This window comes from Endozoicomonas atrinae (assembly GCF_001647025.1).
GTDB classification, from domain to species: Bacteria; Pseudomonadota; Gammaproteobacteria; order Pseudomonadales; family Endozoicomonadaceae; genus Endozoicomonas; species Endozoicomonas atrinae.
This window is the reverse complement of record NZ_LUKQ02000081.1, coordinates 1-24,328: the sequence shown is the minus strand read 5'-3', so window position 1 is coordinate 24,328 and position 24,328 is coordinate 1. Positions and strand designations below refer to the sequence as shown.

At 46.5% G+C, this 24,328-nt stretch carries 19 protein-coding genes and 1 pseudogene; 13 read left to right on the top strand and 7 right to left on the bottom strand.

Annotated features, from left to right (window positions below; all coding sequences use genetic code 11):
• The 5 genes and pseudogenes from AK963_RS35345 to AK963_RS13095 form a co-directional block, all read left to right on the top strand.
• Nucleotides 1–176, top strand: a pseudogene (locus AK963_RS35345) (IS256 family transposase); the annotation flags it as partial.
• Between the two features lie 290 nt (nt 177–466).
• Nucleotides 467–1,021, top strand: coding sequence for an outer membrane beta-barrel protein (locus AK963_RS13110; RefSeq protein ID WP_066015902.1), 555 nt, complete (start codon nt 467–469; stop codon nt 1,019–1,021).
• A 156-nt stretch (nt 1,022–1,177) separates the two neighbouring features.
• On the top strand, nt 1,178–1,771 hold the full coding sequence (locus tag AK963_RS13105; protein ID WP_238593722.1) for an outer membrane beta-barrel protein: 594 nt from the start codon (nt 1,178–1,180) through the stop codon (nt 1,769–1,771).
• Nucleotides 1,772–1,851: 80 nt separating this feature from the next.
• Nucleotides 1,852–2,391: a YdgH/BhsA/McbA family protein gene (locus tag AK963_RS13100; protein WP_066015900.1), complete on the top strand. Its 540-nt coding sequence runs from the start codon at nt 1,852–1,854 to the stop codon at nt 2,389–2,391.
• Between the two features lie 20 nt (nt 2,392–2,411).
• Nucleotides 2,412–2,612: a hypothetical protein gene (locus AK963_RS13095; protein ID WP_066015899.1), complete on the top strand. Its 201-nt coding sequence runs from the start codon at nt 2,412–2,414 to the stop codon at nt 2,610–2,612.
• 843 nt (nt 2,613–3,455) lie between these two features.
• Here AK963_RS13095 and AK963_RS13090 read toward each other — a convergent pair.
• Both AK963_RS13090 and AK963_RS13085 read right to left on the bottom strand, forming a co-directional pair.
• Nucleotides 3,456–4,754 carry a C45 family autoproteolytic acyltransferase/hydrolase gene (locus AK963_RS13090; protein WP_066015898.1) on the bottom strand — a complete coding sequence of 433 codons (1,299 nt, stop codon included), beginning with the start codon at nt 4,752–4,754 and terminating at the stop codon, nt 3,456–3,458.
• Nucleotides 4,755–4,836: 82 nt separating this feature from the next.
• The gene (locus AK963_RS13085) at nt 4,837–6,123 is read right to left on the bottom strand and encodes a serine hydrolase domain-containing protein (protein WP_238593721.1); all 1,287 of its coding nucleotides are present in this window, start codon (nt 6,121–6,123) and stop codon (nt 4,837–4,839) included.
• A 301-nt stretch (nt 6,124–6,424) separates the two neighbouring features.
• Between AK963_RS13085 and AK963_RS13075 the strand changes: the two genes are divergently transcribed.
• A complete protein-coding gene (locus AK963_RS13075; protein ID WP_083232627.1) occupies nt 6,425–7,303 on the top strand; it encodes a LysR family transcriptional regulator in 879 nt (292 codons plus the stop codon).
• Nucleotides 7,304–7,369: 66 nt separating this feature from the next.
• Here AK963_RS13075 and AK963_RS13070 read toward each other — a convergent pair whose 3' ends face one another.
• Nucleotides 7,370–8,689, bottom strand: coding sequence for a Na+/H+ antiporter family protein (locus tag AK963_RS13070; RefSeq protein ID WP_066015895.1), 1,320 nt, complete (start codon nt 8,687–8,689; stop codon nt 7,370–7,372).
• 664 nt (nt 8,690–9,353) lie between these two features.
• On the opposite strand from AK963_RS13070, the gene AK963_RS13065 reads away from it, so the two are divergent.
• The 7 genes from AK963_RS13065 to AK963_RS13035 all read left to right on the top strand — a co-directional run bounded on the left by AK963_RS13065 (nt 9,354) and on the right by AK963_RS13035 (nt 19,514).
• Complete coding sequence (locus AK963_RS13065) at nt 9,354–11,654, top strand: ABC transporter permease subunit (protein WP_066015894.1); 2,301 nt, start codon at nt 9,354–9,356, stop codon at nt 11,652–11,654.
• A 31-nt stretch (nt 11,655–11,685) separates the two neighbouring features.
• Complete coding sequence (pstA, locus tag AK963_RS13060) at nt 11,686–13,374, top strand: phosphate ABC transporter permease PstA (RefSeq protein ID WP_066015893.1); 1,689 nt, start codon at nt 11,686–11,688, stop codon at nt 13,372–13,374.
• Nucleotides 13,375–13,379: 5 nt separating this feature from the next.
• A complete protein-coding gene (gene pstB, locus AK963_RS13055; protein ID WP_202969769.1) occupies nt 13,380–14,381 on the top strand; it encodes a phosphate ABC transporter ATP-binding protein PstB in 1,002 nt (333 codons plus the stop codon).
• A 58-nt stretch (nt 14,382–14,439) separates the two neighbouring features.
• On the top strand, nt 14,440–15,174 hold the full coding sequence (gene phoU, locus AK963_RS13050; protein WP_066015892.1) for a phosphate signaling complex protein PhoU: 735 nt from the start codon (nt 14,440–14,442) through the stop codon (nt 15,172–15,174).
• Nucleotides 15,175–15,451: 277 nt separating this feature from the next.
• Entirely contained in the window at nt 15,452–17,620 is a 2,169-nt protein-coding gene (locus tag AK963_RS13045) for a type I secretion system permease/ATPase (protein ID WP_202969768.1), read from the top strand.
• A 6-nt stretch (nt 17,621–17,626) separates the two neighbouring features.
• Complete coding sequence (locus AK963_RS13040) at nt 17,627–19,141, top strand: HlyD family type I secretion periplasmic adaptor subunit (RefSeq protein WP_238593720.1); 1,515 nt, start codon at nt 17,627–17,629, stop codon at nt 19,139–19,141.
• Nucleotides 19,142–19,157: 16 nt separating this feature from the next.
• Nucleotides 19,158–19,514, top strand: coding sequence for a DUF4156 domain-containing protein (locus tag AK963_RS13035; protein ID WP_066015891.1), 357 nt, complete (start codon nt 19,158–19,160; stop codon nt 19,512–19,514).
• 43 nt (nt 19,515–19,557) lie between these two features.
• On the opposite strand, the gene AK963_RS13030 is transcribed toward AK963_RS13035, so the two are convergent.
• The 4 genes from AK963_RS13030 to AK963_RS13015 all read right to left on the bottom strand — a co-directional run bounded on the left by AK963_RS13030 (nt 19,558) and on the right by AK963_RS13015 (nt 24,031).
• Complete coding sequence (locus tag AK963_RS13030; protein ID WP_066015890.1) at nt 19,558–20,712, bottom strand: pentapeptide repeat-containing protein; 1,155 nt, start codon at nt 20,710–20,712, stop codon at nt 19,558–19,560.
• A gap of 58 nt (nt 20,713–20,770) precedes the next feature.
• Nucleotides 20,771–23,026, bottom strand: coding sequence for a zinc/cadmium/mercury/lead-transporting ATPase (locus tag AK963_RS13025; protein ID WP_083232626.1), 2,256 nt, complete (start codon nt 23,024–23,026; stop codon nt 20,771–20,773).
• Between the two features lie 164 nt (nt 23,027–23,190).
• Nucleotides 23,191–23,640, bottom strand: coding sequence for an amidohydrolase family protein (locus tag AK963_RS13020; protein WP_274520518.1), 450 nt, complete (start codon nt 23,638–23,640; stop codon nt 23,191–23,193).
• 157 nt (nt 23,641–23,797) lie between these two features.
• Entirely contained in the window at nt 23,798–24,031 is a 234-nt protein-coding gene (locus AK963_RS13015; RefSeq protein ID WP_066015889.1) for a hypothetical protein, read from the bottom strand.
• Nucleotides 24,032–24,328: the final 297 nt, after the last annotated feature.

Genomic DNA, 24,328 nt, shown 5'->3' with positions numbered 1-24,328 from the left:
GCGTCATTCGTAAGGCGATCAAGAACCGGAAGATTTTTCGGACTGATGAGTCAGTCATGAAGGTAATCTATCTGGCCATGGAAAAAGCTTCCGAGAAATGGACCATGCCGATCAGGAACTGGAAAGCAGCCATGAACCGGTTTGAAATTATGTTTCCTGACCGGTTCAAGGAGTAATAGTTTTGGTGGCGTTTACACAGAATTATTTACAGGCTCAAAAGCATCAGTTGTTTATACGTATAACTCTGCTGAATCTCGAGATCTTGTGTTTTTTGGGGTAGTGGTTTTTACGTGGCTTGTCGTAAAAACAAAGCCATAATTCGTATTCTGTCATAAATCAGTTACAGAGTCTGATATGACCTCTTTTTTTTAAAGTGTGAAACTAGTCTCGACTTCACAGCGAAGTCAACACAAATAAAACACACACAAACATTGAATAAACTTATAAATCTTAGTGAGGTCACACAATGAAAAAGATTACTACTATTGCTGCCGCTATTGTTGTTGCAACTTTATCATCAACAGCGATGGCGGGTGAATGGTTTGCTGGCATTGAAGGTGGTAAAGCTTACAATAAGGTTGCAGTAAGCGGAGCTGATAAGTCTGAATCTAACGATAAAGCCAAAAGCAAATTTTATGGCGTTAAAGTGGGCAAATACCTTGATGATAATATTCGCGTATACGGCACTTTAAGCAGAAATAAATTTAATGATGCCAAAGACAAGGATATTAAAGCGCAGAAAAGCCTGATGCTTTCCTCTGATTATGTATTTATGGAAGGTTCCCCAGTAAGGCCTTTTGTCGGTGGCTCTATTGGCGCAACCCGCCTTGAAGTTGCCGGAAAGAGTAAAACTGGTTTGGCCTATGGTGCCCAGGCAGGTGTGATGTCACAAGTCGGTCCTGTCGATCTGGAGCTTGGCTTAAAGTACCTCGGTAATAATGCAAAGTTAAAGCATGATAATGGTCAAGCTAAGTTAAAAAATTCACGTCAGGCTTATCTGTCTGCATCTTACCGCTTCTGAAAAATTATTGTGTGGTGTGTGGGAGAGAGATGGAGTTTTCTCCATTTTTCATTAGCTGTATTCAATAGCTGATGGAATCAACAAATTATTATTTCGACTTTATCAAGACGTTACTTATAACAGTATCTTGTTATCAAACTGTATTGGGAAATTAAAATGAAAAAGATAATGACCATTGCTGCAGCTATCACTGTTGCCACTTTGTCTTCAACTGCAATGGCCGGTGATTGGTTTGTTGGTCTGGAAGGTGGTAAGGCTAATAATAAAACCAGTGGTTATGTAGAAATGCAAGGAGGGACTCCTTCCCTTTCTGATAAAAAAGTAAAGAGCAAGTTCTATGGAGTAAGGGTTGGTAAATATATTGATGATAATGTTCGTGTTTATGGAAGTATTAGTAAAAATAAGTTCAATGATTCTGATGTCAAAGATTTAAATCAATCTGGCTTTGGAAAAGTTATCAAAGACCAGAAAAGTCTGATGCTTTCCAGTGATTATGTCTTTATGAAAGACTCTTCTATAAGACCATTTGCCGGTGTGTCTTTGGGTGCATCACGTATTGGATTTGCGGGCAAGAATAAAACGGGGCTGGCATATGGTGCGCAGGCCGGTGTGATGTTCCAGGCTGGCCCGGTAGATATGGAGATAGGCGCGAAATATATCGGTAATAATGCCAAAGTGAAACATGATGGTGCAGAATTCAAGCTTAAAAACTCACGTCAGGCTTATCTCTCTGCGTCCTACCGTTTCTAATAGACGATTTTTCTGAGAGAAAAGGATTTCTCTCAAAAATGCTTATTTCATAGTGCCAATATAAATAAAGACTCCTCATTATGAACCTTAAAAGAGCCACTATTGTGGTTGTTTTCTTATATATATTAGTTTCATGCTCCCTGTTACACGCTGATCAGCAGCCGAGTCCAGATCCTGCGGATTTAACCAGTGCCCAGAGTTTTATATGGGCCCAGGGAGGAATTTCCAGCGCTAAAGCGGATGGCAATCGCACCAGTACGGGGGTAGGTAAGCTAACAGGAGGGATTTCAGGTGCTTTCAATGAGAGTTCACAATACCTTGGTCTTCTTGAGCAGGGTTTTAATAATGATGGCACTGCCGATACTCGGGGTCGTCTTTTTACTGTGTTTGATACAGGAAATAATCTGGTCTCTAATATAGGGGTTTCCGCTGACTATATCCGCAATGCCAAGTCAAAAGATACCACCTCCGCATTTGGTATTATTGGAAAAGTTGAGACACCAGTTGACTGGATGACGATTTTTCCAAAACTGGCACTGGTTGAGTCAAAGATAAATGGGGAGGGGAAAACTTTAAAAGCAAAGGTTATCAACTCAACCTGTTTAACAGTTTTTATATAGGTGATAGCGGTCTATACTCGATGGTTTCTCCTCAATATACAAAACTGAATGATCTCTCTACAAAGAAGCTGGAGATTTCTTTTGGTGGTCCATTAACTGTCAGTGGAAAAACCTGGTGGGATATAAAGGCTGGGTATACAACGTTTAAAGGTAAAAAATTATTACGAGGTGGGAGAGCAGAAGAAGCGGATTTAATGGTTGGTATCAGTCATTACTTCTAGTAGTACTCGTTTTTACACAAATTGCGCTCATTGCCAGCGTAATTTATTCCATGACTAAAGCGCCTGATCATAGTAATGATCAGGCGCTTTTTTTTGTTCGTGAAGATATGGATTTGATATGACGAAATAGTGATACCAATTGCGCTTTCTAACTCCCTAGTGCGCTGACGGCCTGAAGCGTAATGCTGCGTTGAAGCTCCCCGCCATAGCTATAGCTATGACTCATCACCTCGCCTTGCCTTGCTTTACACTCCCGCCCCTCATGCTCATTACGGGTTTAGAAAGTTTAATGGGTATGAGTTGTCGGATTGGTTGCGCTCATGCCAGCTATAGCCTGCGCCAGAATGCATCACGAATCTACCTTTACTCATTTTTCCAAGGAGCTGCAGTCTATCAGACCTTATCCATCACCAAGTTCAGACTCAGGTGCTTCTGAGATCATGGATAGAAAAACACTCACTTTCGTTCTCCTGGGGAGTTCTGTTTGTCGAGCTTTTATAGGTTTCTGCTTCTGTGTACTGGGCTACCGCTGAAATCTTATAACTAGAATAGATAAAGGATGCACCAATAAAGGCTGCGCTGATGTGGTCTGAGATAAAAGAATGAGAGGGTCATAAATAGAGGAATGCATCATAATTTGGATGCCACTTCTCATCCAGTAACTTGATTCCATGAGTAATTGGCTGAGAGGTAACAAAAATTTTGAAACTACCAGCGACCATCATAGTCTTCTTGATGGTAAAGTTTGATGGTAAAGTTTGATGGTATTGAGCGTGGGTGGGCAAGGGGAGATTCGAGATAAATAAGCCTGAGAGAATCGTTTCCCGACAGGCTTATTATTTTTTATTGATATTTGAAGCGGTAACTTTCCATTGGAATATTTCCCGGGTTGCCTGGTGAGACATGATACTCAATATACTCATCATCAATATCGACGACATGCCATAGGTTTGATGTCTCAACCTTTTCATCCACAGGCTTGTTGATGGGCTGTTTTGAAAAAAGAGCCTCCCATTTTCCAGGCGTCATTTCTTCTGGTGTCTTGCCTCTGATGGCTTTTGAAATCATGTTATACCTGATAACGCTGTCTTCATTGTATTGCCAGTAAATTGAGGGAAGGTTGTTCATATCGATTGTTTGACCACTCAGTTTCAGCGCTTCCCGATAAGAGGCGGATAAATCATTATTTACGCGAGCGACATTGGCAACCGCCATCCACTGACCATCCGTTATTACCTCTGCCACATGGTTTGAAGAAACTTCAAAGGTACGAGTGCCATTTTTATCCGTCAGGGTATAAGCCAGGCCTGCGGCAGGTTTGATCTTTTCAAGCAGGCTGATGGCTTTATCGACTGATCCGGCTTCCAGCAGCTTTCGATAGATAAAAATTTGTGCCAGTCCACTGTCTACGTCATGAGCCAGTTGGAACTTTGAATGAGGCGTGAAGGTATAACCGTTGCTGGCATTAATCCCGTGGCCAATCAGAGTGCCGGCATAGGTGGTGGTTAATAGTACCGTTCCATCGTCTAATATATGCTTGATCAGTGCCTGGCTTCCTTCGAAATGTCGAGTCCAGTCCAGTGTGTATCCGACACTGGCTTTGCCATCGGCCCACACCGAACCGTGTGAGCAGTGGCCGGTTACCTGATCTTTGTTTGCTTGTGCGGAGGCCAGCATGGGATCAACCCCGGTCATTTTCTCCAGAACCCAGAAAGTTTCATCGAAATTCAGGTTGTAGATAAATACATCCTTGAAATCCAGATTTGCACCATGGGCAATACCTTTAATTTCTTCAACAAGCTCAGGCGCTTCCTTTTGTGCTGTCTGGAAAAGCCCTGTGTTGTTGAAAAAGAACTGTCGGTAATCAGACCAGTTATAGTCAGTGCCTGCCTCTTTAAGAAATGCCGATACCATGTCGTATTTGAACCGGTTGAGTGTTGGCCTGATTACTTTTCGTAATGCTTTCCCGTGCTGTACGCCTCGTTCATAAGGGGTTCCTTTGACTTCGATAGTGAAGAATTCTGATGTTTCATTACTCAGTTCAATCTGGTATTCGACCGGTGGAATGCCTGTCAGATTATGAGCCTGAGCGCCCGAGCAGAAAATGGCGGCTAAAAATAATGGGATAATGTTTTTACGCATGAGTCGTGTACTTTCTATCCATAAACAGCAATACCACCGGTAAGGATGGTATTGCCTGTAGTTGAAAGAAAATTGATTGGGTTTAGATGTTTTCTGTGGCCTTGATAATGGCGGGGGCCATTTCCTGGAACATCATTAATGCCATTCGTGGGGTTTCTGGCTGGGAGTAACTACCGGCTGTCGCGATAACCGTGCCAGAGTCCTTGTCCATAATCACACTCTGTCCATGTATGCCAACCATCGCGAGCATTTTGCGACCTTTGATGTTCATTACCCGGAACTGGTCTTTATACCAGGCGTCAGGAGCAAGGTGAGATTCCTTGCTGTACTTCCAGGCAGATCGAACCTCATCATTGCCTTCCATCAGGTTGTCAATAAATGCCTTGGGAATGATCTGTTCACCCTGATTGTTTTTGCCACTATTCAGAAGCATCTGGCCGACTTTTGCCAGATCTCTGGTCGTGATATTCAGGCCACCGGATGCAACAACATAGCCATTGGGGTCTGATTGCCATACAGCATTGCTCTCTACGCCAAGATGGCTCCAGACTTTTTCAGAGAATAACTCTGGAAGCTTTTTGCCCATTGTTTTTTCAACGACTAAACCAAGAACTTCGGTATTAATGCATTGGTATTGATAAGCCTGACCCGTTGGGTATTGTCTGGCTTTTACGGTCTTGGCGTATTCGATGGTGCCGTTCAACCGTCCTTCGACGTAACCATTCCACTCCTGAGCGTGAGTCATTGCATGATCCCATGACAGGCCAGGTGCAATATTGACTTTAATGCCAGAGCGCATGTCCGACACTTCCTGAACGGTGCTGTTGGCAAAAGCAGACCCTTTTAGCTCTGGCAGATAGTCCTGAACCTTCCGGTTCATATCCAGTTTGCCCTCCTCCACCGCTATGGCGGCCAGCATACTGGTGAATGATTTGGTTACGGACATCACCAGTGTTTTACTGTCTGGGGACAAACCATTCCAGTAATGCTCATGAACCAGGTTCTCTCCTTTGAGTACAACCATGGCATTGTTGTGAAGTCGGTCGCGCAGTAAGACCTCAAGATTTAATGGGCCGTCCGCATCGTTGACCTGTATCGCTTTTAAATTCAGTTTTTCCTGTGATTTCCATTGCTCTGACGGGGGACCGGGTTTATCAATGGTGTAGGAGTGAGTGAACTTCCAGGCATTCTGGAAGCTGGCGGTTGCCATCTCACCGCTATCCCAGTTTTCCTGAGTAAGACCAAAGTTTTTAACCTGGTTGAGAAAGCCTGTATCAGGTCCATTCAATTCAAGTGCGCCTGCAAACGCTGACGTTAAAAGGAGTGAAGCTAAGAGGCCTGCTTGTTTGACTTTTGCTTTCATTTCCATTGATGCTCCCTATAAACTCTGAGGCTATTTTGGTACCTTTCGATCAAAGGGGCATGTCAGACTCTGTCATGAAAAACTTACAGGGATTGATTACTATTTCTGTGGACTGGTACAGAGGTGGTGAGGATCTGTCTGGGAAAGGTGATAGAAAATTCCATTCTACGCTCTACGTTGAGAACCGTAAAAGTACCAGTTTGAGTAAGGCATCATATTAAAACCTGCGCTGCACTCATATTTTAAATAATGCGACAATGACATAATAAAAACTTTCATGCATTCAGTGTATTTGGGGGAGAATGTAATGAAATATAACGCGATTAAAGCGCTTGTTCTTACGCATGAAACGGGCTCAATTTCTTCTGCTGCCAGAAGAATGAGAAAGCCAAGAACAATGGTCAGTAACTGGATTCAGGGATTGGAAGATGACTGGGGAATTTGTCTGTTTGATCGGCAGGGTTATAAGCCAGAGCTGACCAAGGAAGGACAATCCCTGCTGGCTGTATGCCGCTCGTTATTGGCGGACAAGGAAATGATGGAGTTAAAGCTGGCCAGTATTATGCAGGCTGAAGAACAGCGTCTGTCCATAGGTACGGTCCATGGACTTGATAGCGGTTTTCTCCTGGATCTTGTTGAGGGTTTTGATCAGAAATACCCCTCTCTCAATATCACTATCATTAATGGTTTTGATGATGAAATATCATCGAAGTTATATAGCGGCGAAGTGGATTTGATTTATGCACTTCTCCGCAACCCGGACCCATCAATATTTAATTGTCATCAGACCGGGTTTTGTGATTTTGTTGCAGTCTGTCACCCTCAGCACCCTTTGGCGAAATATGAGTCGCTGGAGTACACCGATCTCTCAAGTCACCGTCAGATCTGGCCATTGCGCCATGACTCTCACAGCTTAAACCAGTACCGATTTTCCAATATCTTCTGGCAGGTACCTGATTATCGAACCTCAATTAATCTGGTTCGAAGGCAGTTAGGTTGGACTTTTTGTCCAAAAAATTTGGTGATGGATCAAATCAGAAATCAGGAGCTCGTCATTCTTAATCACCCTCAGGCGGTTTTTCAGGTGCCGATTGGTCTTGCCTGGAGAGCAGATCGTCATCCTGGACCGGTTATGGAATACATTATTGACCGTGTTATCCATAACAAGGGGGATGAAGCTTCTTAATCAAGGGAGGCTTTATTGCCTCTGAAAATGAAAAGCGGAACGTACAAGCTCCGCTTTTCAATGCTTCTATAAAATCATCGCCGCAATCCAGGCAAAAAGGATCATGGGAATGTTGTAGTGCATGAACGTTGGAATGACGGTATCACGAATGTGATCGTGCTGCCCATCGACATCAAGCCCGGCGGTTGGGCCTATAGTCGAGTCCGAGGCTGGAGAGCCTGCGTCACCCAGAGCGCCGGATGCACCCACAATCGCTGCAGTAGCCAGAGGCGAAAAGCCAAGGGCCAGTGCCAGAGGGACATAGAGTGTCGCAATGATGGGAATGGTTGAGAATGAAGAACCAATACCCATGGTGATCAGCAACCCGACAACCAACATTAGAAACGCAGCCAGCGCCTTGCTGCCAAAAACCAGTTCCTCAACCATGGCGACCAGGGCAGGAATGTCCCCCGTTGCTCTGAGCACTTCGGCAAAGCCGGATGCAGAGATCATGATAAACCCGCAGAGCGCCATCATTCTTACGCCCCGGGCAAAGACATCATCTGCTTCTCTCCAGTTTACGATACCGCCGAGGAGCATCATCATGAAGCCTGTAGCTGCACCCATGGCCATAGAGTCTGTGAACAGTTGAACACCGAGTGCTGCCGCGATGGATGCCAGGGTAATCAAGGCTGCCTTTGGCTCCATGGGCTGCTGGTTTTCTTCAGCCGTTTCCAGGGCATTCTCTTCAATGTGGTAATGGCGAGGTTTCCGGTATGTCCAGAACACGGCAACAAGCAGACCAATAAACATGCCAAGTACTGGTAGAGCCATGGCGGATGGCATCAGGTCTGGGTCAATGTTCAAGCCGTTATCGTTGAGGTTGCCCGCCAGGATCTGGGTCAGATAGATATTCCCGAAACCGATGGGTACCAGCATATAGGTTGCAATCAAGCCAAACGAGAGCGTGCTCGCCACCGCTCTGCGGTCCAGCTGTAAAGAGCTGAAAACGCCTAGCAGCGGTGGAATCAGAATGGGAATAAAGGCAATGTGGACAGGTACAATGTTCTGAGAAGCAAATGCCATCAGAAGAATACTTCCCAGGATCGAGATTCGGATACCTGCGGTTTTGTGAGTGCGGGCTACCCGCTGAATAATACGGTCAGCCAGCCACTGGGGAATTCCGGATGCGGAGATGGCCATAGCAAAGGCACCCAGCATACCGTAGCTGATGGCGATGCTGGCACCGCCCCCCAAGCCCTCGGTAAAAGCAGTAAGCGTTGCATCAAACCCCAGTCCTCCTGCAAGACCACCACCGATAGCACCCAGAAAAAGTGCGAGTACAACATTTACACGCAAGACACTCAAGGTCAGCATGATGGCAACAGCCAAAATGACAGCGTTCATAGTAATCCAGTTTTGTTATATTGGTTTGCGATACTTCAATCCACAGCACAATCCGTAGCAGATCAGCGTAGAACTCGTTAAGAGCAGTCGCATCCAGCGATTAGTTTTGCCTTGAGACCTTTTTTTCTATTTGGGAATTTTTATATTCCACATTGAGGCTAGAAGCTCAAGCGATAAAAGTAAATGTGTTCGGGTATGACCGAACCATTAGATCAATGGTGGAGATGGTGTCGGTGGGAATGCAGGGAAGAGGCAATAGAAAGGGCAGAGTTATACTGTTCTGATCGGGTATCAGCACTTCGCATTGTTAGTAGCTTTCTGGGCAACATCGTTATTTTCTCTGATCATTATGCTCTTACAACAGCTCTGTAAGCTCAGAAATTTTATGCTTACAGCAACCCTTAGCAGTCGCTAAATTACAATGATCTATCTGTTCAGGCAATTATTTTTTCTCTTTATGGTTATGAAAAACCAATGCGTTTATCTCAATTTAGTTAGATGCTCTGGAAAGAGCACAGTCATATAAGATGGCCTTCAAATAAGATAATTTTGGGTTAGTAAATACTTATTTTTATCTCCAATGCGTGGAGTGAAATTATTCATTGTCACATTACTGTCATATTGCTTCTGTATGTTACGAGCATGATTTAATCCGGCCTGCGCTATGTATCAAAAATCGATAGATAACAGCCCGGGTATTGATTTCAATACACCGGCACTAAAAAAATATCGTTCTCTGCGCTTCTTAAAAGACCGTCTTGCCCGTTGGGGGGTTGCCTCAGGTGGTCTTGGTGTGATTCTGGCGATTCTCTTGATTTTCTTTTACCTGCTCTATGAGGTTCTGCCGCTATTCAAAAGTGCGGAGATTACGCAGGTTTCTTCCTACCCATCAGCCCAGATTTCCGTCGATGAGAAAAAAGTCCCTACGTTTCTGTCCGTTGAGGAACAGGCAGAAGTCGCAATGAAAGCAGAGGCTTCTGGTAATCTGCTTTTTTTCTCAACGAAAACCGGTGAATGGCTACAGAGCGAGTCATTGCCCCTCTCTTCAGACAGTGGTGTGTCCCGGGTGGTAAAGGATGTTTCCGGTTCTAATCTGATGGCAGCGGGTCTTACAACTGGTGAGATCATCCTTTTCGAGCAGGGTTATAAGATCACCTGGCCTAATGATCGTCGGAAGATCACACCAGAAGTCAGCTATCCCTATGACAGGCAGCCCTTTTCCATAAGCGATCTTTCAGCCCCAGTTTCACAGCTGGCGATCAGTGATGGTGATGAAAGACTTCTGGTTGCAGCCGGCATCGATAACCAGCTGGTGATGGATGTATTTAACAAGGAAGAAGATTTCTTAACCGAGTCAGTCACTATTGAGCAGCAGTCAGTTGTACTGCCCGTTATCAGTGGGCTTTCTGCGGAAGATGATCTTGAAATCCGCCAGTTGCTCATCGATCCCGAACAAACCTGGCTTTACGTCCTCAGTGGCAGCAGTCAACTGACGGTTATCAATATCAGCAATATTGATCGTCCCTATATCCACGCGACGCTCAATCTAACTGCCCAAGGAGTAGACGTTACCGAGTTGACGTTCCTGTTAGGTGGGGTGTCCCTGTTGGTCGGTGACTCCGAGGGCAATATCGCTCAGTGGTTTATGGTTCGCGAAGATGGCAGCCAGAACCTTAAGCATATTCGTTCTTTCAGTCTCGGCAATGATCCAGTTGACAAGATTGTTCCGGAGCACCGGCGCAAGGGGTTTCTGGCTTCGGATATTAATGGTCAGGTAGGCCTGTTTTACACGACAGCAAATCGTTCCCTGCTGTTGGAGCCCATGGCTTCTGGTCGAATTGATCAAATGGCCGTCGCACCAAGAGGAAATTATCTGATTCTGGAAAGTCAGGGCGAGACTCAGTTTCTGAAAATTGAGAATGAGCATCCAGAAATTTCCTGGTCAGCCCTCTGGGGACAAGTCTGGTATGAGTCTTACAGTCAGCCTGATTATATATGGCAGTCCTCCGCATCAAATAATGACTTTGAGCCCAAACTCAGCCTGATGCCTTTATCGTTTGGAACCCTCAAAGCGGCTTTTTACGCCATGTTGCTGGCAGCACCTCTGGCAATTTGCGCGGCAATCTATACAGCCTATTTTATGGCTCCGGGCATGCGCAGAAAGGTAAAGCCGGTTATCGAGCTTATGGAGGCCCTGCCTACGGTCATTCTTGGTTTCCTTGCTGGACTCTGGCTGGCTCCTCTGATTGAGAATCAGCTGGTGGGTATTTTTGCCCTGTTGCTCTTTGTGCCCACAGGCATCCTGGTGTTTGCTTTTGGCTGGGATAGCTTGCCCTCAAGTATCCGTCACCGAATTCCTGACGGTATGCAGGCCGGATTACTGGTTCCCGTGGTGTTAATCAGTGGTGCTCTGGCCATGTCACTCAGTTCGAGTCTTGAATTGTGGCTCTTTGATGGTGATATGCGAACCTGGCTGACCACAGAGCTGGGTATTCCCTATGACCAGCGTAATGCCCTGGTTGTAGGACTGGCCATGGGGTTTGCTGTTATTCCAACCATATTCTCCATCGCGGAGGATGCGATATTCAGCGTACCCAGGCACCTGACCTATGGTTCCCTGGCCCTGGGTGCAACACCATGGCAGACCCTCACCCGCGTGGTTCTGTTAACAGCCAGTCCGGGTATTTTCTCTGCAGTGATGATCGGTATGGGAAGGGCTGTGGGCGAAACCATGATCGTTCTGATGGCGACAGGCAATACACCCATAATGGATGCCAATATTTTTGAAGGAATGCGGACGCTGGCGGCCAATATTGCCGTTGAAATGCCTGAGTCTGAAGTAGGTAGCAGCCATTACCGAATTCTCTTCCTTGCCGCTCTGGTGCTGTTCCTGTTTACCTTTGTAGTTAACACGGCGGCGGAGATGGTACGTCATCGTCTCCGTAAGAAGTACAGCTCACTCTAGGTTGAAGAAGGGAAGAGGATAGGAGATTACCATGAAAAATACCCTTCTAAGCGCTAGAAAACGCTCTGTAGGTGAATGGGTTAAAAGTGGTTCCCCCTGGGTCTGGTTAAATGCCGGCGCTGTTGCCATCAGTCTTGTTCTGGTGATTGGGCTGCTGGGTTTGATAGCTGTGCGAGGATTGGGACACTTCTGGCCAGGTCAGATCATTGTTGCCGATTACCAGCCCCCCGGGCAGACCATCAGAATGGTTGCTGGAGAAATTACCGACAGTGAAGAAGTGCCTGCAACCCGTTTGGTGTCATCAGGTCTCGAAGTGGTCGACGGGCAGGAGCTCTATACCCGTGACTTATTGAAGCAGGGCAATCGGGACCTTAGTGGTGCTGACTTTGTCTGGATTGTGGATGAGTGGTTAAGCAACCGGCAGTACCCTGAAGACATCATGGTACTTGAGCGTCGAGAGTGGGGTAATTTCTACGGCTTCCTTGAGTCAGTTAAGGAAGGCGGAGCCACTGTTGCCAGTGGTGAATCGGCCTGGATCGTCTTCAATGAGCGCTTAGATCGGGCGCTCGTGATTTATGAAGCAATCTACCAGATTGAAAAGCACGACATTGGTTCAATCAACGCCTCAATAGAGCAGTTAAGGCTCGCAGAACGTCGTCTGGAGCTGAGCGGTGATATCGATCTGGTTCGTCAGGCAGAGATTCAGGCTGAACGCAAACTGCTGAATCAGGAATATCAGCAGCTGGAAACCCAGCTGGGAGATCTTTACCGGGCGTTCAACCGTGACAGCTTTGTTGCCAGAACGGTTGATGGACAAACACTGGAACAGCCAATCAGTAAAGTGGTTCGTGCCTATCAGCCCAATACCATGTCATTGACTGACAAAATTAGCTTCTACTTTGATAAGGTCGGTGAGTTCATTCTTGATGACCCCAGGGAAGCCAATACCGAAGGCGGTGTATTCCCCGCCATCTTTGGTACGGTCATGATGGTGATTCTGATGTCCATTATGGTAACCCCTTTTGGTGTCATCGCTGCCGTCTATCTTCGGGAGTACGCCAGTCAGGGTTGGATGACCCGGGCTATTCGGGTGGCTGTAAATAACCTCGCTGGGGTTCCCTCAATTGTTTACGGGGTCTTTGGTCTTGGTTTTTTCATCTACTTCGCCGGAGCAAAAATCGATAATCTGTTTTTTGCAGAGGCCCTGCCATCACCGACATTTGGTACACCAGGGTTGTTGTGGGCATCCATCACATTGGCTCTGCTGACCCTGCCAGTGGTGATTGTCGCCACGGAAGAGGGATTGTCCCGTATTCCCCGCTCTGTTCGTGAAGGGAGCCTGGCGCTTGGTGCGACCAAGGCAGAGACTCTATGGCGGGTCGTGCTGCCCATGGCAAGCCCAGCCATGATGACCGGCTTGATACTGGCGGTTGCCCGTGCTGCAGGGGAAGTGGCGCCACTGATGCTGGTTGGGGTTGTTAAGTTGGCTCCAAGCCTACCGCTGGATGGCAACTATCCCTATCTGCACCTTGATCAGAAATTCATGCATCTGGGTTTTCATATTTTTGATGTGGGCTTCCAAAGTCCGAACGTAGAAGCAGCGAGGCCTCTGGTGTATGCCACTGCCTTGCTGCTGGTGATTGTTATTGCTGTACTGAATCTGTCCGCTGTTGCTATTCGCAACCGGTTGCGAGAAAAATACAAGAGCCTTGAGGACTGAATACCATGGCTTATGACGTCATTGATAGAAGGCCGGAAGAGGCTCTTGATGAAAAGCGGGGTGAAAGCCTGAATAAGACGCTGAATGAGGCACTTACTGTGAAAACCTCCGAAACGTATCCTGAAAACAGTCTGGAAAAACGAGCTGGTGTTTCAGTGGATAGCAGTAGTGCTGAACCATCTTCAGGATTTTCCAGGGCTTTTAATCCTGAGTCGCTGGGACGTGGTCGTTCTGTACTGAGCCTTGAGCATGAACCGACCAGTATGGAAGTGTCTGGCCTGAGCCTGTTCTATGGAGAGAAGCAGGCACTGTTTGATATCTCCATGAAGATCCCGAAAAAGCGCGTAACGGCGTTTATCGGACCTTCAGGTTGTGGTAAATCCACATTGTTACGCAGCATGAATCGGATGAATGATCTGGTGGATAGCTGCCGTGTGAATGGCCAGATATTACTCGACAATCAGAATATCTATGAGAAATCGGTCAATGTGGCTGATCTTCGTCGCCGGGTGGGGATGGTGTTTCAGAAGCCGAACCCATTCCCAAAGAGTATTTATGAAAATGTTGCCTATGGCTTGAGGATTCAGGGCATCAACAAAAAGCGGGTGCTGGATGAAGTTGTGGAGTGGGCACTGAAAGGGGCGGCTCTCTGGAATGAAGTGAAAGATCGGCTGCATGAAAGTGCGCTGGGTCTGTCTGGTGGGCAGCAGCAACGCCTGGTTATTGCTCGTACAATTGCTGTGGAACCCGAAGTATTGCTTCTGGATGAGCCTGCATCGGCACTTGATCCAATCTCCACACTGAAGATTGAAGAGTTGATCAATGAGCTGAAGTCCAGGTTTACCATTGTGATTGTCACCCATAATATGCAGCAGGCGGCACGGGTTTCTGACTACACCGCGTTTATGTATATGGGGCGAATGATTGAGTATGGTGACACGGATAGATTGTTCACTAACCCCCGAAAGAAACAGACTGAAGACTATATTACTGGCCGTTATGGCTGAGGGTTGCTGACGTTCTTCCTAAATCTTAAAGACCCTGAGCAGCCTCGAAGGATTACCCATGCCTAACCAAAGCGATTTGCTGACCCACCATATTTCCCAGCAGTTCAACCATGAACTGGAGGAACTTCGAAATAACCTGTTGTCTATGGGCGGCATGGTTGAGAAGCAGGTCAGTGATGCCATTGAATCACTGATCAATGCCGACAGTGATCTGGCCATCGTTGTCTGTGAAAAAGACACTGATATCAACTTTATGGAAACCTCCATTGATCAGGAGTGCTCCAGAATTCTGGCACGCCGCCAGCCAGCAGCCAGCGACTTACGGCTGGTTCTGGCATGTACCAAAGTTGCTACGGACCTGGAGCGCATTGGTGATGAAGCGGCCAAAATTGCGCGATTCGCCATAAAATTGTCGGAACAGGGTGAAGCCCCCAAAGGTTACATTGAAACCCGACATATTGGCAGTCATGTCCGTCAGATGACCCAGGATGCACTGAATGCGTTTGCCCGGTTTGATGCCGAGCAGGCGCTTGCGGTGGCCAAAGAGGATAAAGCGGTTGATCGGGAGTATAAAAGCGCTACCCGTGAGCTGGTTACCTATATGATGGAAGACCCCCGCTCCATTACCCGTGTTTTGAATATTATGTGGGTTTTACGCTCTCTGGAACGTATTGGTGACCATGCCAGAAACATTGCGGAGTATGTTATTTATCTCGTTAAAGGGACAGATGTTAGACATATTGGCCTGAAACGAATGCAAGAGGAAGTATTTGATAAGCAGACTGATGATTGAAACAGAGAATATAAATCAATGATTTTAAATCAAGTTGTTTGTTGTAGGAGGTGTTTAATTAAACGCCTCTTTTTAGTCTGTCAGATAAATGTTAGATTATTTTTTGTTTTAGATTTTATTTAAAAAATCAAATTGCTGATTTTTTCTTGTGTTTTAAATTAATGACTTCCTGTTTTACGCTAATCTATAGTTATTAATACCTTTCAGGCAATTATGCTGTTTGTTTCTGAATTAAATTATTTTAAGAAAATACGGATGAAACAATCAGCAGGTAGCTATGAATCACTCCAGTACTATGCATGAAGGCTGGGATATCCCTGATGAACAACCAGCCAGCAGCGATGACCTTCTTGAATGCCTTGCCCTGTTAACCCGTCATTATGGGAATCCGTATTCCAGGGAGTCGTTAAAGGCAGGACTTCCTCTGGAGAATGGCCAGTTTACAGCGGAAGTATTTATAAGGGCATCTGAGCGAGCTGGATTAGCTTGTAAAGTTCATAAGAGAGATATTGCAGAAATATCTTCACTGGTTGTTCCTGCCGTTTTATTACTGAATAAACGAAAAGCCTGCCTTTTGGCTGATATTGACCAATCAAAAGGTACTGCCCGTATTATTATGCCGGAAACCGGTGAGGGCATGAAAACAATAAGCATTGAAGAATTAAATGAATTTTACAGTGGCTATGTTATCTATGTTCGTGAGAAGCATCGTTATGATCGTCGGACCCCCCAGAAATTAAATGTTAAATCCAGGCATTGGTTCTGGGGAACGATTCTTGGTTCATGGAGAATTTATCGTGATGTATTACTGGCATCACTGTTAATCAATGTCTTTGTCGTTGCCAGCCCGTTGTTTGTGATGAATGTGTATGACCGGGTTGTTCCAAACCAGGCATTCGATACACTCTGGGTACTGGCCATTGGCGCTGTTATCGTTTTCAGCTTTGATTTTATTCTGAAAATGGTGCGTAGCTATTTTATTGATCTGGCAGGTAAAAAATCTGATATTTTGCTCTCTTCTACCATTATGGAGCAGGTTCTCGGGTTGAGCATGAAGGCTAAGCCCACTTCAGTCGGTTCCTTTGCTAAAAACCTTCAGGATTTCGAAAGCATTCGAGAGTTTATTACCTCTTCAACGGTAACCGCCCTGGTTGACTTGCCATTCACCTGTATCATTCTTTTCGTGATATTTCTCCTTGGTGGTCCAGTGGCTTTAGTACCTTTGGTAGCAATGTTTATCATCGGCCTCTACAGTTTCTTCATTCAGGAGCCTCTCAAAAACTCCGTTGAAAAAACGCTTCGCTCCAGTCAGCAGAAAAATGCCACATTGATTGAAAGCCTCTCAGGAATGGAAGCCCTGAAAATTGCCCAGGCGGAGAGTGATATTCAGTACCGGTGGGAAAAAGCAGTTAGCCATATTGCCACCTGGAGCATCAAAACCAAGCTGCTCAGTTCTTCTGCCACCAGTTTCAGTGCCTATGTTCAACAAATGGCCAATATAGGCATGGTTATTCTTGGGGTTTATCTGATCTCTGAAGGTGAGTTGAGCATGGGGGGGCTGATTGCATCTGTCATGCTTTCTGGCCGCTGTCTGGCGCCCATGGCACAGATTGCTGGGTTGGCAACTCGCTATAACCAGGCCAAATCGGCCCTGGACGGCCTGAATCAGATTATGGAAATGCCAACCGAGCGTCATGAAGACAGGGATTATGTTAATCGTCCAGACCTTAAAGGCAGTATTGAATTTGATGCAGTTAACTTTTCTTATCCCGAGCAGGAAATTCAAGCCTTAAGAGATGTCAGCTTAAGGATTAAAGCCGGTGAAAAGGTTGGGATTATCGGACGGATTGGCTCGGGAAAGACAACCATTGAAAAGCTGATTCTGGGTCTTTATGAGCCGGGAGAAGGTGCGGTTCGGGTTGATGGTGTTGATTTGAGACAGATTAATCCGACTGATCTTCGTTCCAGTATTGGCTGTGTTAGTCAGGATATAACACTCTTCTATGGCTCAATTAAGGACAATATCACCTTGGGGGCAAACCATATTGAAGACAGTCAGTTACTTGAGGCTGCTGAAATTTCCGGAGTAACGGAGTTTGCAGATAAGCACCCTAATGGGCTGGATATGATCGTGGGTGAGCGCGGACAAAACCTGTCAGGAGGGCAGCGACAAAGTATTGCTCTTGCCCGTGCCCTGCTGATGAATCCACCGATTCTGGTGATGGATGAGCCATCCAGCTCTATGGATAACACGACTGAACTGCGAATGAAGGAACAGCTGATGACCCGGTGTAGCGGCAAGACCTTGATATTGGTTACCCATAAAGCCTCAATGCTGGATCTGGTAGATCGTTTGATAGTTATGGACAGCGGACGTGTCGTTGCGGATGGACCCAAGGATCAGGTACATGCTGCGTTAAGGCAGGGCAAACTCAAAATAGGATAGGCTGGAATGAGTAGCAGCGATGATAAGGATGTGAAGGACTCGACAGAGGCTCCTGTGAATCAGACTGAGCAGTCAGAAGATCTCAAAAAGAAGTCAGCTGACTCAGAACAGGATATGTCAGACCTGGAATTTAATCTTGCTGATGGTAAAGAGCAGACACCTTCTGAGAATGGCAAAGAGCAGGCTTCTATAGAGAATATGGAAGACTCAGTGTTACCAGATGATATGGAATATATCTCTGATACCAATGTTGCCATGCTGATAAAAACGCCAAAAGGTGGCCGTTTGCTCATATACACTATGTTATTGGCTCTTTTCTGCTCCATTGTATGGGCCAGTATTGCCAGGTTGGATGAAATTACCCGGGGAATGGGGATTGTTATTCCGTCTTCTCGATTACAGGTTGTGCAAAATCTGGAAGGCGGGATTCTGGAGCAGATTTTTGTTGAAGAAGGTCAACAGGTGCATTCCGGTCAACCGTTGATGCAGCTGGATGATACCCGTTTTTCTTCCAGTTTTCGGGAAAGTGCCATTGAGTATTACAGTGAGCTTGCCAAAGCTGCGAGGCTAAAAGCTGAGTTGTCTGGAGAAGCATTGAACTTTCCGGCTGAGCTGGACGACTACCCGGCTTATGTTAAGCGAGAGAGGGAAATTTTTTATCAGCGTGCCGACCGTTTCATCGCAGAGCTCAATGTCGCTAGAGAGCAGGCCGTTCAGGCTCAGCATGAGTTAGCAGCAACAGAAGATCAGCTGATATTTTTGACGACCAGCTTTGAGCTGGGACAGGATGAACTTGATTTGACGGTTCCTTTGGCAGAGCAGGGTGTTGTCTCCCGAGTTGAATTGATTCAGTTAAGACAGCGGGTGAATGACCTGGAGTCAGAAAAGCGCAGAACGGAGCTTAGTATTCCAAAGTTACGCGCTGCCTATCAGGAATCCCTGTCACGAAAAGAAGAAGTTGTTCAAAAGTACCGTGCTGAAATTGTTCAGGAACTCAAGGAAACTGAAGTTCACCTGGATCAGTTGGGTGAGTCTAATAATGCGCTTGAAGACCAGGTAGACCGAACTCTGGTCAGGTCACCAATGGATGGGATTGTTAAGAAAATCCATGTCACCACGCTTGGGGGGGTGGTTCAGCCTGGCATGAGTCTGCTGGAGATTGTACCACTGGAAGATAACCTCATGATTGAGGCTCAAATTCAACCAAAGGACATTGGTTTTCTGCGCCAGGGGATGAAAGCCATCGTTAAGCTGACTGCTTATGACTTTGCTATTTATGGTGGACTGGAAGGTGAGGTTGAGCACATCAGTGCTGATACCATCAAGGATGAGAAAGGAGAGAGCTTTTATATTGTCCGTATCCGGACAAAAAATAACTTTGTAGGCTCAGAGGATAAACCGCTTCTGATTATTCCTGGCATGAGAACCAATGTGGACATTATCACTGGTGATAAGACGCTGATGGCCTACCTGCTCAAGCCTATTCTCAGGGCTAAGCAGAATGCTTTGACAGAGCGATAAACAAGAAGAGGATATTATGGAAAGGTCGTTTAGATTAGTTTTCTGTATTTTCAGTGTTCTGGCTTTGTACGGGTGCGCTGCAAAAGAGACAATTCCGGCAGCAATGAATATAGAGTTGGTAAATGAGCCGCCGGATAGTAGCAAATGCCAGTTTCTGGCTGAGATTGTGGGGTCCCAGGGGAACTGGTTTACAGGCGATTTCACATCCAACAAAAACCTTGTTGTCGGTGCCAGAAATGAACTGAGAAATGAAGCGTATAAACTGGGCGCTAATGTTGTTTACATTCAGGACATGAAAAACACCAACGCTTATGGCTCATTAGGTACCACCAATACGACGGCGGTAGGAAAAGCATACCGGTGTGATCGTTGAAGGCTGCTTCTTAAACCCTGGTTATTTCCAGCCTGTCAGCAGCTTATTCTATCATTGTATCCGGGTCGAATCTGGTATTGTGCAGTTGCCACTCCTCAACATCTGAGTCTTTTATAGTCGCACCAATAAAACGGCTCTTGCTGAAGTGAGCGTTGGTCAAGTCGGTATGCTCGATAACCAGATGGTCCAGGCGACAATGTTTAAAGGTTGGTGCTTTCTCCATGATGAAACAGTCGGTGAAAAAGCCTTCATTGAAACTAACCTGATTGAACTGGGTATTGTCAAATTGGGCGTCTGTCAGGATTACCCGCTCCCAAACGCACTGCGATACTTCGGTATTGGCCAGGTTTACTGATTGCAGGTCACAGTCGGCCAGAGTCACCTCATTGATTTTTGCATTCGAAAATGACGGCCCCTCATCAAAACTTTCACACCCTTTGAACGACGTGTTGCTTATCTCTGCGTGGTTGAATGATGTTTTGGTGAGCGTGCAGTGGCGGAATGCCATATCCTGAATTTCAGAATGTGAGAAATCAGCATTATCAAAGAACCCATGGATGATCTGGCTGTTGTATAAACATATTTCCTTGCAGGAGCTGTTGTGGAATGTTTGTGCAGCCATATCACAGCTTTCAATTACCGCCATGTCCAGCACAGCATGATCAAAGTTTGCTGCTGAGAGGTCGGTATCAATAACTCTGGCGTTGGTCAGGTTGGCGTGACGAAGGTCGGCACCATTCAAATTACAGCCATCCAGAATGCAGTCCCGCAGATCGGCATGCTGGAAATCGGCACCGCGGAGGTCACAGTTCTTCCAATGAACGCCGCGCAGTTTGCTGGAACGAAATTTACAGCGCTTCATCAGGCTGTTTTTAAAGCGCATGCGTTCCAGGTCTCGATTGATCAGAGATACGCCTGTGAAATCTGCACTCTCAGGTGCCGTCCATCCTGGGTGGAGATTCTCAAGCAATTCCCGCTTTTGAGCAGCCTTTTCTTTCTCCAGCTCAAATTGAGATGTCAGCCCAGATTTCTGTTGGACCTGGTAGTTTTCAACACCTTTTTTTAAAAGGATGCTTTTATTGGTCTTTAAGCCAGAAGTTTTAAGCCCGTCGGTATCCAGAATATTATGGTTTCCGGGCTTTGCAGGAGTTTTCTTGGTTTTAGAAATTTTTGAAGATGTACGTTTTTTTTGTGACACAGGTAGAAATCTCCGGACGAACTCATTTCATTCTGAGTCGCCCGGAAAGGTTAAAGGTTTAGCCTTTCTTCGTATTGTTCGACCTGTTCCTTAAAAGCCGCAGGGCATTGGCTGTGACCAGAGCAGTGGCGCCGGTGTCAGCTAGGACGGCGACCCAGAGACCGGTCATGCCCAGCAGAGTAGTGACCAGAAATACCGCTTTGCTTCCCACTGCCAGAAATATGTTCTGGCGGATAATGGCCATGGTGGAGCGGGAAAGGCCAATAAGGTCCGCCAGCTCTTCCACTCGGTTATGGGTAAGTGCACAGTCAGCGGTTTCAAGAGCGACGTCGGCACCAGACCCCATGGCAATCCCTATATCTGCCGTCTTCAGTGCAGGGGCATCATTGATACCATCACCAATCATTGCAACACGACCGTTTTCCTGTAACCGCTCTATTTCAGAAGATTTATCCCCGGGAAGAAGACCTGCGCGATATCCCATACCCAATTGACTGGCGATGGCTGCTGCAGCACGTGGGTTATCACCAGTGAGCATGACACTATTGATTCCCATGGCTTTGAGGGCAGCAACGGCTCTCTTGGCATCGGATCTTGGGTTATCACGAAGGGCTATGAAGCCCACTAAATGCCCTTCAACGGTCACTACAGCAATGGTATTACCCTGCTCTTCAAGCTGTTCGAGCTTTTGTTGAGCTCCTGCAATCAGGTCAATACTGCCTTGTAAGTGCCGGGGAGAGCCAACGACGACCATTCTGCCTTCAACCAGACCTTGTACGCCCAATCCGGCTTTTGCCTCTACTTCTTCTGCTACAGGGAGACCGATATGCATCTCGTCAGCTCTGGCTACGATAGCTTTTGCAAGTGGGTGGGTTGAACCTGACTCAACGGCTGCAGCAAGTCGAAGAACTTCGTGCTCCGGGTTTTGTGTTGAACTGCCAAACGACGTTATGTGAGTAACAGCAGGCTTTCCTTCAGTCAGTGTGCCGGTTTTATCGAAGGCGACAGTTTTTACCGAACCCAATAGTTCAAGGGCTGCACCACCTTTGACCAAGGCACCATTTCGAGATGCTCTTGCCAGGGCAGAAGTAACAGCAGCAGGTGTTGAAATAACCAGTGCGCATGGGCATGCGATCAGTAATAGCGTCAGCGCCTTGTAGATCCATTCCACCCAGGGCTCGCCTAATGCGAGTGGGGGAACAAAAGCCACCAGTAACGCCATAAACATCATTAACGGTGTATACCAGTGGCTGAAGGCATCGATAAAACGCTCAACTGGCGCTTTTCGCTCTTCTGCTTCTTCGATAAGACGGATTATACGGTCAACTGCACTTTCCCCAGGCTTTGAAATGACTTTGAAGCGGGCTACTCGATCCACAGACAGAGAGCCAGCCATCACACTCTCACCAGAGTTATGTTCTACAGGGACGGATTCGCCGGTTAGAGCACTTTCATCGAAGCTAACGTTAGGCGTTAAGAGCTCTCCATCAACGGGCAGGCGACTACCCGGTAGTATTTCGATGATGTCCCCAGGTTTCAGAGTATGGGCAGAAACCTCAGTTTTATTACCATCGCTATCAATTTGGAAAGCCGTTTCTGGTGTAAGCTCCATCAGCTTCTGGACGCCCTGTCGAGCCCTCCCTGCAGCAAACGCTTCCATATGTTCACCGATCATAAACAGCAGAAGCACCATGGCTGCTTCAACCGTTTCACCCAGGAAGAGTGCACCGATAGCAGCGATGCTCATCAGGGTTTCAATAGAAAAGGGGGTGCCGTTTCTTGCTAATTGCCATGCTTTAGAGGCAACAGGGTAAAGCCCCCAGAGTGTGGCCAGATAGAAAAGTACGTCGCCTACGACTGGAAAGGTACCCTTAATTAAAACGGCGGCCAGCATGACTAAGGCCAGAGAAAGAATGCGCCAGTATTTTTTCAGGAAACTGTTTTCAGCGGGTTTGGAAGAGGTGTCGTCTTTGACCGAAAAACCGAGCTCTCGAATGGTTTTAAGGATGTCATCGCTGATGTTTGCCCGGTTTTCAACCTTAACCAGCAGGCGCTCCGTGGCGAATGTGACCCGAGCCTGGGTAACACCATTCAGATTTTTTACGGCGTTCTCGACTTTGGTGGCACAGCTTGGGCAGTCCATGCCAGTGATGATCCAGCTTAGCTGCATACTATCGGAAACCGAAGACGTTTGGTCTTCTATTGTAGAAGTTTCTGACTGAGTTTTATTGCTGCAGCATGAGGATGCAGCACAACTGTTTTCCATTGCGTCGTTATGTGGGCTGGTATTTTGAGTTGCTGAGCAGGATGACATGACTTCACTCGCAATTATATAAGAATGATTTTATATAAATATAATTTTATATGTTTGGTGCGTCAAGCCGAAAATCTTACTGCGATACGTTGTATCACCACTTATTAAATAGTGAGGTGATGGGGGGAGCTCGCCTGCTTTAGCAGGCGGCGGACTGGTTATGATCAGGTGGACAAGTTGAATACTTTCACAGCGTTTTCCCTGAGAAATTTGGGCCAAACATGCTCTTTGAAGGGAACTTCGGGCAACTCCCGGAAGATACGATCCAAAGAAAGTCCCATGGGAAAGTACCCTGCATAGAGAATCTTGTCGGCACCACGGGTATTGGCAAATTCGATAATAGATTTTGGGTAAAATCGTGGAGCGAAAGCACTGGTGGAATAGTAGAGATTTGGGTATTTCAACATTAATTTCCAAGCCAGGTCTTCCCAGGGCTCTGCCCCATGACGCATGACTATTTTCAGCTCTGGGAAGAACCAGCAGACCTCATCCAGAAGCTCGATTTTCTGGGGAGCCATGGGTAGACGGGGGCCGGGTACTCCAACACAGACGCAAAAAGGCAGCTCGAGTTCTACCAGTTTGGCGTAGATGGGGTACCATTTTTTATCATTAATTGGTTAGCGATTTATTGTCTTTTTAAAAAGTGCAAATAAAGGCTTTAAAATCAAATAACTATATGCTGTTGTTACAAGGGTTAAAAATCCCGGTGTTTTAATTGGGTTAATTTAGTGGCTGTAGTGGTGGCTGTCTTTGCCTTTCAGGTGGCTATACCTATATCTCAGCCTCATAAACCGCCAGCCCTGGTACTTCGGCTTTGACCACCCGGTCTTCTATTAGTGCCTTACTCCCTGGCACGACTGTTTCTCCCTGAACCCTGATACTCGTTCCATCTCTCAATGTTGCGCTGCTGGTTCCGTCGCCGTTGTTGCTGGTGATGGTGACGATGGTTCTGGCTCCTTCGGGTATCAGGGATTTGAATTGTTGCCAGATGTTGGTGGTGGCCATGTTGTTATCCTTTGTGAGGGGTGAAAGCCAGGCAGGTTTCTGTGTCTATTGTTTCCGTCAATTCAAAGTAACTATCAGGCCATTCATCGCACAGCTGGTGATAGCTTTGTTCGGCGGTTCGTTTGCAGGGGCTGGTGAACACCTCCTCCAGCCATGCTCTGTTGCACGTATGTACTTTCTGTTTGACCACATATCGTTTTGTTGTGAAGGCCTTCATTCTGCGTCCTATGCTGTTTACTGTGACTGTCCGATATCCAGCAGGCACCTAAGTCCCGGCTCTACTCCTTAGGCCGGGCA